The 11,476-nt window shown below is 68.9% G+C and carries 8 protein-coding genes and 1 pseudogene; 4 read left to right on the forward strand and 5 right to left on the reverse strand.

The genetic code is table 11. The features are described 5' to 3' along the window. Positions 1–723, reverse strand: a 723-nt coding sequence (locus tag ACK5KK_RS11135) for a YhjD/YihY/BrkB family envelope integrity protein (RefSeq protein WP_416890156.1), incomplete at its 3' end; no start/stop codon positions are given. Positions 724–801: 78 nt separating this feature from the next. After that, entirely contained in the window at positions 802–1,416 is a 615-nt protein-coding gene (locus ACK5KK_RS11140) for a prepilin peptidase (protein WP_416890157.1), read from the reverse strand. Positions 1,417–1,535: 119 nt separating this feature from the next. On the opposite strand from ACK5KK_RS11140, the gene ACK5KK_RS11145 reads away from it, so the two are divergent. Both ACK5KK_RS11145 and ACK5KK_RS11150 read left to right on the forward strand, forming a co-directional pair. Continuing rightward, the gene (locus ACK5KK_RS11145; RefSeq protein ID WP_416890158.1) at positions 1,536–2,651 is read left to right on the forward strand and encodes an NAD(P)/FAD-dependent oxidoreductase; all 1,116 of its coding nucleotides are present in this window, start codon (positions 1,536–1,538) and stop codon (positions 2,649–2,651) included. Beyond that, positions 2,624–3,640, forward strand: a complete 1,017-nt coding sequence (locus ACK5KK_RS11150) for an arsenic resistance protein (protein ID WP_416890159.1) — start codon at positions 2,624–2,626, stop codon at positions 3,638–3,640. Before ACK5KK_RS11145 ends, ACK5KK_RS11150 begins: the two co-directional genes overlap by 28 nt. 30 nt (positions 3,641–3,670) lie before the next feature. Here the strand turns inward: ACK5KK_RS11150 and ACK5KK_RS11155 are convergent, their stop codons facing one another. Further along, on the reverse strand, positions 3,671–4,288 hold the full coding sequence (locus tag ACK5KK_RS11155) for a YceI family protein (RefSeq protein ID WP_416890160.1): 618 nt from the start codon (positions 4,286–4,288) through the stop codon (positions 3,671–3,673). Between the two features lie 175 nt (positions 4,289–4,463). Continuing rightward, positions 4,464–6,938: a tetratricopeptide repeat protein gene (locus ACK5KK_RS11160; RefSeq protein ID WP_416890161.1), complete on the reverse strand. Its 2,475-nt coding sequence runs from the start codon at positions 6,936–6,938 to the stop codon at positions 4,464–4,466. A gap of 139 nt (positions 6,939–7,077) precedes the next feature. Here ACK5KK_RS11160 and ACK5KK_RS11165 point away from each other — a divergent pair, with 139 nt between their 5' ends. Beyond that, complete coding sequence (locus ACK5KK_RS11165; protein ID WP_416890162.1) at positions 7,078–9,018, forward strand: S16 family serine protease; 1,941 nt, start codon at positions 7,078–7,080, stop codon at positions 9,016–9,018. A 430-nt stretch (positions 9,019–9,448) separates the two neighbouring features. After that, on the forward strand, positions 9,449–10,102 hold the full coding sequence (locus tag ACK5KK_RS11170; protein ID WP_416890163.1) for a hypothetical protein: 654 nt from the start codon (positions 9,449–9,451) through the stop codon (positions 10,100–10,102). Positions 10,103–10,327: 225 nt separating this feature from the next. Here the strand turns inward: ACK5KK_RS11170 and ACK5KK_RS11175 are convergent. Next, a pseudogene (locus tag ACK5KK_RS11175) lies at positions 10,328–11,476 on the reverse strand (ISAzo13 family transposase); the annotation flags it as partial.

An 11,476-nucleotide genomic window follows, 5' to 3' on the forward strand; every position in this document is an offset into this window, starting at 1 on the left:
CACCGTCAGCCCCGCGGCGCCGAGCAGTGCGCCCGACCACAGCGTCCACGCGCGGGGACGCAGCCCGGACAGCACCCGGAACAGCGCCGCGATGACGACGGCATCCAGCGCGAAGGTGACGACGACGGCGACCGCCCGGCTCGCGAGGGTGATCAGCGGGTCGTCGTGGGGCAGGCCGAGCGCGTCGGCGACCATACCCAGGCCCGCCGTCCCCAGCATGGTCGCGGCCGCCGAGAGCACCAGCAGGAGCGCAGCGCCCAGCGCCAGCCCGAGGTTGCGCAGCAGCACCCAGGCGAACGCGACATCGTCGCCGGCGGTGCCCGCGAGCTGGCGGATGGCGAGACGCATCGACCCGATCGCGCCGATGCCCGCTCCGATCAGGCCTACGAGCGACACCAGTCCGGCGACCGACAGGCCCGCCGGGGCCGAGATGCCGTCGAGGCGGATGAGACCACCCTCGCCGACAAGCCCCGGGATCGCCTCGTCGAGCGCGCCCACGAGCGCCTGCCAGGCGACCGGGTCACCCGCGAGCCAGAGCGCGGCCACGGAGAAACCGAGGAGAACGCCGGCGAAAACGCTGAACAGGGTGCGATAGGTGACGCTGTCGGCAAGCATGGATCCGTGCTGCTGCGAGTACCGGAGGTACGCGCGGACGATGCTGCGCTGGAGCGACCAGGCGATGAGCCGGGCGATGACTCCGGGTCGGGTGCTGTCGGTCACCATGAATGGGCCTCCCCTCACGCGCCGACACGGCGGATCGGCACGCGACGAGACTAGGACAGCGCGTACGCGAAGGGAAACTCACGCGCCGTCCAGCACTCCCCCGGATGCCGCGATCAGGCCGATCCACATGCCGGCGAGCATGGCGGGACCGAACGGGATGCGAGTGTGCCGATCTGCGCGTCGAGCCGCCATCAGCGCGAGGGCGAGGGCGGCGCCAACGACGAAGGCCGCGACCACGCCGACCAGCACGCTGTCCCAGCCACCCCACCCCAGCGCGAGGCCGGTGACACCGGCCAGCTTGACGTCTCCGGCACCCAGGCCCGCGGAGCGGACGCCGTGCAGCAGCAGGTAGAAGCCGAACACCGCCGCGCCGGCGAGGGCCGCGCGCAGGAAGGGCGACCAGTCCGGGTTCGGCACACAGGCCAGTGCGTACAGCGCCAGCAGCACCGGGTACGCGGGGAGCACGATGCGGTTGGGCAGGCGGTGGGTACGGCCGTCGATGACGCCGAGCACGATGCTGATCACCGCGAGGTAGGCATGCACGATCGTGACCGCGGCACTCGTGAGGGCCGCGTCCCCCGCCGTCGTCGCGAGACTCCAGAGCACCACCGCGGCGACCGCGCCCGCGATGACGACCGCGACGACGACGCGCTGCCACGGCGTCGTGATCGCCCGGGCGAGCAGGGTCAGCATCCCGGCATCCTGTCACCCCGCGGCGGGTGCGCGTCGCATTCGTCCACAGGTCCGCGTTCGCGCGAGCGCTTTCCTCGCCGTATTCTATTGAGAACTGTTATCAATAAGATGAGGTGACGATGTCCACCACCAACGTCCTCGATGCTCTCGTCGTGGGAGCCGGACCCGCCGGGATCGGAACGGCACTGGCCTTGGCCGCCGTCGACGACCTGACCTTCGGCGTGCTCGAACGAGGTCGCATCGGCCAGACCTTCCTGGAGTGGCCGGCGGCGCAGACCTTTCTCACGCCGTCCTTCACCGGGAACGGGTTCGGCGCGACCGATCTCAACGCCGTCCACCCCGAGACCTCGCCGGCGTTCAGCCTCGGCGTCGACTACCCGACGGGTCCGCAGTACGCGAAGTACCTTCGCAGTGTCGCCGCGTACTTCCGCGTTCCGATCCTCGACGAGACCGACGTGACCGGCGTGCAACGCCACGACGAGGGCTTCGAGGTGCAGTGCGCGCGCGGGCCCGTGCTCGCCCGCACCCTGGTGTGGGCGGGTGGGGAGTTCCACCAGCCGAACGATCCCCGGCTCTCCGGCGCGGGCCTGTGCGACGCGGCCCGCACTCCGCAGGCATGGGAGGACCGGGACGGCCGCGTGCTGGTGATCGGCGGCTACGAGTCCGGTGTCGATATCGCCTGCCACCACGTCGAACGTGGGGCGACGGTCACCGTCGTCGACGCGCAGACCCCGTGGGATGCCGGCAGCGGCTCGGACCCGTCGTTTCGGCTCGCACCGCGCTCACGCGCACGATTCACCGCCGCACGCGAGACCGGCAGACTCCATCTCATCGCCGCGGACGCCCGGCGCGTCACGCGCGACGACGACACCTGGGTGACGAGCCTGGACAACGGCACCCGCGTGAGCGCCGACTCCCGTCCGATCGCGGCGACCGGGTACGGGCCCGGGCTCGGGCCGACCGAACACCTCTTCCACCGACGCGACGACGGATGGCCGGAGGTGGATGAGGACGACCAGTCCACACTGACGCCGGATCTGTTCCTGTCGGGACCGTCGCTGCGACACGGTGGCCTGAAGTTCTGCTTCGTGTACAAGTTCCGGCAGCGGTTCGCGCATGTCGCCGGCGTCATCGGGCGACGCCTCGGGAAGGACGTCGGTGCACTGGAGGCGTGGCGCTCGGCCGGAATGCTCACCGACGACCTGTCGTGCTGCGACGTGGAGTGCGCGTGCTGAGCGCGGCCGGACGGGCGTGGGCGACCACGGGCCTATTTCTCGCCGCGATCGTGCTGGGCAGCGCGCTGGGTGCGTGGGCTCCCGGTCCGGCCGGAGTCGTCGCCGGCTGGACCGACCCGCTGATCCTGCTGCTGGTCGCCGCGTTGTTCTTCACGCTGCCGCTCGACGGCCTGGCGGCGCTCCGCCGGGCGCCGCGCACGGCGGCGATCGCGCTCGGGCTGAACTTCCTGGTCGTGCCCGCGCTCGCGGTGGCGCTCACGTCCCTTCTCCCCGATCCTGCCGTGCGGCTGGGAGTGCTGATCTACTGCCTCGCGCCGTGTACGGACTGGTTCCTTGGTTTCACACGCCTCGTCGGCGGAGACACGACCACCGGAGCCGCGCTCGTTCCGCTGCAGCTGACGGCACAACTGCTGTTGTACCCGCTGTGGCTGTCGTTGTTCGCCGGTGACCAGGGTGCGGCGACGGCCTCGTCGGCCGGCCCCGCGCTGCTGACCTGGTTCGTCCTGCCCGCCGCCGTCGGTCTCGGCGCGCGCCTGGTGCTGCGGCTCAGCGTCCCGTCGGCACGTCGCGTCCGTGTCGTCGCCGCAGCCGACCGAGCCGTCCCCGGCCTCATCGCCGCCGTCATCGCGACGATCTTCGCCGGGAACGTCGGTACGATCCTCGCCGACCCGGGCACCGTCGGGTGGGTGCTGCTCGTGGTGTTCCTGTTCTTCGTGGCCACCTACGCGCTCGGTGAGGCCGTCGCACGCGTGTTCCGGTTGCGCCGCCCGGAACAGGCACTCGTGACGATGACGACCTCAGCCCGCAATGCCCCGCTGATGCTCGCCGTCACGACGGTCGCGCTTCCGAACGAACCCGTCGTTCACGCCGCCATCATCCTCGGGATGCTGGTCGAGTTCCCCCACCTCACCGTGCTCACTCACCTCCTGCGGCGGCGTAGGCCGCCGCAGGAGCATCACACCGCACGGACCGAGGTGATGAGCCGGTAGCGGACGCGCGGGAGGACTCCCGCTCGAGGGTCAGTGGGTCGCGCGGTCGATGGTGTCCTCGGGAACGGCATCCGCGTCCGAGGGGTCGTCGCCGTCGCCGACGGCGGTCCGCTGAATCGCGGACAGTTCGAACTCGAGCGTGATTCGCTCCGACACCAGCAACCCGCCGGAGTCGAGCGGGAGGTTCCACTCCAGCCCGAAGTCACGGCGGTTGATCTTGCGGCTTCCCTCGAAGCCGGCGCGCACGACGCCGAACGCGTCGGCCTGGATGCCGGTGAGCGCGATCGGGATCGCCATCTGCTGTGTGATGTCGCGGATCGTCAGGTCGCCGGTGACGACGATCGCGTTGTGGTCGATCTCCTCGGCGCGGGTGCTGCGGAACGTGATGTCCGGATAGTTCTCGACGTCGAAGAAGTCCGCGCTGCGGAGATGATTGTCGCGTTCGGCGGTCCGGGTGTCGACGCTGGCCGCCTTGACGGTGATGTTCACGTACGACGCCGCCGGGTCATCGACGTCGACGTGGATGTGTCCCACGACGTCGTTGAACGAGCCACGGACGGTGGTGACCATGGCGTGGCGCGCGGAGAAGCCGATACGGGAGTGGTTCGGGTCGATGTCCCAGTCACCGTTCCGAATGTCGTTTTCCACGTCTGTGCAACCTCTTTCTGACGGGCAGCCGGGCATCGGAGTTCGGAGGTGCACGATGCTCGTGACATCACCGCCCGGTGGCCCAGTCTGACTCAGGACCGCTGTGAATTCTAGGTGAGGATAACCTAAGCCGACGAGGTCGGTTCTGTGGGATAATTCGCCCCCGCACGCAGGCTCAACGCGCCGCGGGCAGCGACTCCCACAGCGCCTTCGCGCGGTCGACCTCGGGTCCGCGGTGGTTCCGGAGAGCAGCGATCGCGGCAGCCAGGCGCGTGCGCGCGGCGTCGTGATCACCGTCGTCGAGGTCGTACACGGCCAGTTCCAGCTGTGCCCGGCCGAGTTCGTACCGCAGGTCCGCATCGACGGCGAACGTGTAGGCACGTTGGAGGTGAGCCCGCGCGGCGGTGTGCTCGCCGAGGTCGCGCAGGCACACGGCCAGGTTCGTGAGGATGTAGGCCACGACCGTGAGGTCGCCGACGGCGCCCGACAGCGCGCGCGCCCGTTCGTGCGTCTCACGCGCGCCGATCAGATCGCCCTGGGCATGCAAGGCGTTGCCGAGGTTGGTGAGGGAGTGTGCGTGACGGCCGATGCCCTCGCCGGAAGTGAGCCTGACAGCGGTCCGGGCAGTCTCTGTGGCCCGCTCGATCTCACCCGCGACGAGGTACACCTCACTGAGGTTGCTCAGCGCCCCGCCGGCGCCGGAGTCTTCGTGGTTGGCGGTATACAAGTGGTACGCCTCCAAGTGGTGCTCCGCGGCACCCTCGAGGTCACCGAGGTAGCGCAGCACCACTCCAATGTTGTTGGCGACGATGGGCATCGCGGCATCGTGGGCGCCTGCGCGCACCTCCCGCAGCCAGGCGAGGGCGCCCGAAACGTCCCCGGTGTACAGAGCGTGGATTGCGAGACCGTTCGCGGCCGCAGCCGCGCCGTGCGGCAGGTCGGCTTCTCGCGCGATCTCGAGTGCGCGGGTGAGATGGGCGACCGCGCGGGGCTCGCCGCGACGCAGCAGGCCCGCGCCCACGAGCCGCTCGGCGACGGTGAGGGCGTTCGGGTCATCGAGTCGGTGCGCGCACTCCAGCGCGAGCTGGAACATCGGCTCGGCGCCGCGGTGCCATGACTCCGACTCAACGTAGCGGGACGTCGCCTCGGCGAGTTCGAAGGTCAGGTCGGGGCGCCGCTCGGCCAACGCATGACAGAGCTCGATGATATGGCCGACCTCGGCGCGGAACCACTCGGTCGCGGCGGCGGGATCCATCGGGTCCTTTTCGGCCTCCCGACTCACGAGCCCAGCGGGCCAGGCTGCGTCGGCCCGGTGCGCCTCGGCGTGATAGGCGCCGGCGAGCCGGTCCAGCGCGGCATCCCGCTGCGCCTGCGGGTCGTCGTCCACCGACTGCGCGGTGGCGAACGTGCGCACCAGCGCATGCATCGCGATGCCGCCGTCGGGATCGCAGTCGATGAGGTGTGCGGTGGCGAGGGCGTTCAGGGTCTCCTCCGCCGCGTCGGCGGTGACGTCCCACAGCGCGGCCGTCATGAGGCGGGGAATGCGGTGGACCGGGAGCGAGGCGAGCAGGCGCAGCGCTCGGCGCTCCTCCTCGGACAAGGCCTGATAGGACAGTTGCAGCGCCGAGGTCACGTCCCCGGGCAGGTGGAGGCCTTCGAAGCGCGTGCGGAGCGCGTCCGCGTGGTCGCGCAACGACCAGTCTGGCCGCTGGGCGATACGGGTCGCGGCGAGGGTCATCGCCAGCGGAAGTCCGCCGGTCAGGTCGATGATCGTGGCCACAGCATCGGCCTCCGCCGCGACGGGGTCGGGGCCAAGGTACTCCGCGAGAAACCCTGCCGCCTCGTCAGGGGCCCAGCCGGTGACGGTGAGTCGTTCAGCCCCCCCGATGTCGAGGGCCGCACGGCTGGTGATGACCAGGGGCGTCGACGAGATCTCTTGCACGAGCCGACGCACCTCGCTGCTGCTGCTGACGTCGTCCAGCAGCACGCCGATGCGCTCGGTGGCAAGCACTCGCGCGATGTTCCTCACACGTTGCACGGTGGGGCGACGGTCGTCCACCTCGCGACCCAGCGCGCGGGCGATGCCGTCGAGGATCGCGCGGACGTGCACCGGCGGGGTATCGGGCTCACTCCCCCGCACGTCCACGGTGATGGCCCCTGACAGGATCCCCGCGTCGACGAGTGAACGCAACGCGACCGTCGCGATCTGTGTCTTGCCGGCGCCGGGCATTCCGGCCAGCACCGTCGTGCCGTGCGCAGCGATACCCGATGCCAATCTGCGCCGTGTGTGCGGCAACGCGATCGGCGGCAGCACCGGGCGCGCGGTGACAACCACGCCGTGTTCGCGCCTGCTACGCAACTGCCGGCACCAGTCACGCCAGCGCGCCAGTTCGGCCTCATCCGCCCCCAGCGCCACAACGATGTCGAGCACGAGGGGGACGTCGATGCGACGTCGATCGGTTCGGAAACAGTCGTAGACCGTGACGCGCCCGGGGGTGCGGTCGCTGGCGGGCACGCCGCGCTCGGTGCGCAACTGCGCTACGCGTCGCGCGATCTCACTGTAAGACGGAGACATCGCTTCCACGCGTCGCGCGCGCAACCGTTCGGTTAGCGCTTCGATGGTTCCCGGAGACGACGACGAGTCGATCACGGCACCTCCCCCGGTGGTGTGTCCTGGCACGGCACTCCCATCGGATCATACCGTCACGTTCGGGAACGTTCGGGCTTTGGGCGGCGGACGATGTCCCTGGTGGGCGGTCGGCATCGTGTGGAACAACGATGGAGGATCTATGTCACGTATTCGCCGGGGCCTGTTGGCTCTTGCACTCACCGCAACTCTGACTGCCACGGCCGGTTGCACCGCGTTCATTCCCGACGGCGGCGGGTCGACCGACGGCGGCTCGACGAGCGGCGGCGGCGGTGGGGAGATCACGATCACCTGGCTCGCTTACAACAGCCAGGGGGGAACGACCGGCGACACCACGATCACGCTCAGCCCGCCCGACGAGCCGGGGGATTTCCGGGTGGAGTTCTCGGCCAACGAGGTGGGCGGGATCGGTGGGCAGGCCCAGGCCGGCGCCTGGAGCGCAGCGATCACTGCGACGCTGCTGCTGGGGTCACCCCTCGAAGGGGAATTCTCGTTCGAGACCGACGGCCGCGTCGACGGGCCCAGCGCGGGCGCGCTTACGACGGCGGGGATCATGGCACTGTCGCGAGGCGATGAGTTCCTCGAGGGCGTGACGATGACCGGCACCATCAACACCACCGGGACGATCGGCCCGGTGGGCGGGATTCCCGAGAAACTGGAGGGAGCCGCCGAGGCTGGATTCGACACCGTGCTCATCCCGCTGGGTCAGCGAAACACACCCAATGCCGATGGCGAAACGGTCGATGTCGTGCGGGCCGGAGAGCGGCTCGGTGTGGATGTGATCGAAGTCGGCGACATCTACGAGGCGTACGAGCAGTTGACCGGGAACGAGATCGCCGTGCCCGGAGTCTCCAGTGATCCTCGGCTCGACAACGACTCGTACGACAAGGTCAAGCCGCAGGCGGATGCGGCGATGGCGCGCTACGAGGACGCCAAGCGGGAGTTCGAGCGTCTCCCCGCGGACATGCAGTCCCTCTTCGTCACGACAGGCGTGATCGACAATGCGGAGTTCTATGCCGCGCGCGCCGAGGACCTGTCGCGGCAGGGCCAGCAAGCGGGCGCCTTCAATATCGCGTCGCAGGCGGCCGTCACCATGGAAGCGATCGCCGGGGTCGGCGAGCTACTCACGCCGCTGTACACGCAGGGTCTCGAAGGCCTGGGGACAATCTTCGACCAGGCGACCAACGACACGGTCGCAGAGCGGGAGTTCTTCGCCTTCCTCGACCGGCTCTCCGCCTACGAACCCAAGTCGGTGGCCGATGTGGAGGGCCTCGTCAACGGGTTCGCCGGGGCGTTCGACGCGTACTCGCTGTTGGTCTTCGCGCAGCAGGAGATCGCGACGCTGCAGCAGGGTTTTGAAGACGACACGATCGGTTCCCTCGAGGAGTTCTTCGGCCAGCTGGTGCTCCCCGTCCTGTGGCGCGAGTTCGCGAGCGGGTTGCTCGAGAACGCGGATGCCGTCTTCGAAGCAGGGCGCGACAACCCCGGAGCGGAGATCTCCGCAGACGTCGACATCGCGCAGGTGGGTGACTTCTTCCGTCGTGGCGCCGAGGCGAACTACACGGCGTTCGAGGAGACCATCATCGCCGGATGGGCCGAGGAGTTCGGCATGTCGAACTCACAGGTTCTCAATGCGCTGGCCGCCAATGACCTCAACGTGGGAGTCGCGACGGTGCAGCAGGCGATCCTTCCCGCCATCGCTGACTACGTCGGCGGCGACGACTCCAACGCGCGTTACGCCACGATGGCATACGGTCTGTCGAACTACGCGCGCAACCAGGCACTGATGGAGAAGTACTACAACAACGCGATCCTCGGCGACGGGTTCGAGATCGTCGGCGTCCGCTCCGACGCGGTCATCTCGCGGGGGCTCGATCTCGGGCGCCAGCAACTCGCCGAAGAAATCCAGATCCTTCGCGACGGGGGGACCGAACCGGTGATCTCGGTGGCATCCTACGAGGTGGCCGCGTTGTTGCGGAACTCGGATCTGCTCGACAAGTTCGAAGCGATCTCGATGTACTCGGGCGCGTTCCTCACCGGCAGGATGATGGGCTACCTCTCGGGCGCCTACGGGCAGGGCTGACCCCCACAGTCATGCCTGAGGCTGGCGTGTCCCGGACCCCGGTGTGAGAGCACGGGGTCACGTCAGAGAACGGGGCGTGGGCGGTGAAGCCCGCGCCCCGTTCGGCGTTGTGCCCGGTAGCCGTGTCACCGTCAGGTGAGCGTCGGCGCGCCCTGGGAAAAGTCCACGTACGCGTCGCTCAGGGATGTCGGCTCGTGGCAGCCCTGGTAGTACTGGCTCTCCTGACTGATCCGTGGGTCATGCGCAGTCGGGGAGGGCGAGTCTGTGTCCGCCGAGGTTGAGCATGGCGAGGGCGCTGAGCGCGTCGGGTGACCGGAGCCGCCATCCCTTGGAGAAGAGGAGCTCCTCCGGTCGGCGCTCCTCCGGTCGTGTCGACGGCGTCGGTCGTTGGGGCTCTCGCGAGGGCGATACTGGTTGAAGGAGTTCACCGGTGCTGGAAGGGAGATGCGATGCGTTCGACCACCCGATGGAGGGCACTCCGTGGCCGCATGACATGGTCATCTCGGTGGACAACGATTCCTATCAGGTCTTGGAGTTGCTGTGGATTCGGGAGGCGTGGGGTCTGCGGCCGACCGGCGATGGTCTTCCTCCCTTGCTCGTGGACCCGCCTGCGCGAATCGGTGATCCGGATGATCGTGACGCATGGGAAGGGGCGTGGCCGGAGGTGTGGGAGGACATCGTGAGCCACGCTGCTGTGCTTGTCGAGCCATCCATGTTCGAGGAGCTGACCCGCACCGCGGACGGGTCGAAGGAGCGCGCGGAGCTGATTCGCCGGTTGCATGGGCCGACCTGGCGAGAGCGTTTCGGCGACGCAGCGTTCACCGAGGAGTATCGGGCGTGGGCAGAGGCGCGGTTCCGTGCGTGGCGTGACGATCACCCGCGGTCGCTCGCCGAGTCGCCCGAGCGTCGGTCGCTGGATGCCCTGATTCCTGCGTGGCGGATGGGGCTGTCGAAGATCATCACCATCCCATGCCGTGGCGAACACACGCGCGTCATCGGCGGCTCAGCACTCCTGATGACCGACGCGACCCGCAAAGACCCTGACCGATACGCTGCCGCGCTGGAAACGTTCGCTCGGCAGTAGCTCGGCGTCCCCCCGTTACGTTCATCGTTACCCGTTCAGCGGCCATGCGGGGCGGTGGCAGCCTGCCGGGCTCGGCATGACTGGTCTCTCTGTCGCTCGATGATCCAGGGGTGCAGCAGTCCCCCATTCGTTGATCTGGCTAACGGCATCAGCCAGGGCGATCGCGAGCCCTGCGGATTCGGCCGCGTTGGCAAAGGGCTCTCCGATTATTTGGTTGTGTGTGTCGGGGTTGAGGGTGTAGTTCCATTCGCCGTGCCAGTCGTGGCGGGTGGGGGTGCCTGAGGTTTCGAGGTCTCGCATGTGCTGGTCGGGGATCTTCACGCCGGTGGGGTAGTCGTTGTGGTCGAGTTCGGCGTGCACGGTCAGCCCGGAGCTGGTGGTGGTCGCGGCGATGGTGTACACGATCACGTCGTGGCTGGTCAGGGGACGGCCGCGCCAGTTCATCGAGATGTGGCTGAACAGGCGGTGCTCGATCTTGTTCCACTTGCTCGTTCCGGGCGGCAGGTGGCAGACGGTGATCTGAAGGCCTGTGGTGGCGGCGAGAGCGGCGAGTTCGGTCTTCCACGCCCGCGTGCGGTAGCCGTTGGAGCCGCCACCATCGGCGGTGATCAGCAGCCGGGCCGCGTCCGGGTAGACGTGTCGGCCGGTGGTGTTCCACCAGGAGCGGATCGTGTTCACCGCAAACGCGGCGGTGTCGTGGTCGGTGCCGACGGACACCCACCCGCTGTTCGCGGCGACGTCGTAGACCCCGTACGGGTTCGCTTTGCCCAGGGCCGGGTCGATGAAGTCATGGACCTTCACGTGTTCCGGGTCGCCCTTCGGGCGCCATTGGGCGCCCTTGTTCAGGTAGTTGCCGACGAGTTCCTTCTTCTTGGTGTCCACGCTGATCACCGGGCACCCGGCGGCCAGATGCTGCTGCGCCTGGTCGTTGAGATAGGAGAACTGCCCATCCCGGTCCGGGTGCTGATTGCCCTCGACCTGCTTGGCGTTGGCCTGCAGGCTGAACCCCTGCTGCTTCAGGAGCTTGCCGACGGTGTCCGGTGAGACCGGGTGACCGCTGGCGGTGAGCTCTTCGGCGAGCTTCGTGGTCGACAGCGTCGTCCACGACAGCGCCGATTCCGGGTCGCCCCGCCGGGTCGGTTCCACCAGTGCGAGCAATTCCGGGACCAGGCCGGGGTCCTTGACCGCCGCAGCAGGACGGCCGGCACCGGGACGACGGATCCGAGACGACGGCGCCTCCCCAGACTCCAGCTCCGCCACACCCTTCGCGATCCGCGACTGCGACGCCCCCGACGCCCGCGCCACCGCCGCGATCCCACCATGCCCCAAAGACCGCGCGTGCGCCGCGAGCGTCAACCGGACAGCCCGCTCATC

It is taken from the genome of Microbacterium sp. (genome assembly GCF_047972865.1).
GTDB lineage: Bacteria > Actinomycetota > Actinomycetes > Actinomycetales > Microbacteriaceae > Microbacterium.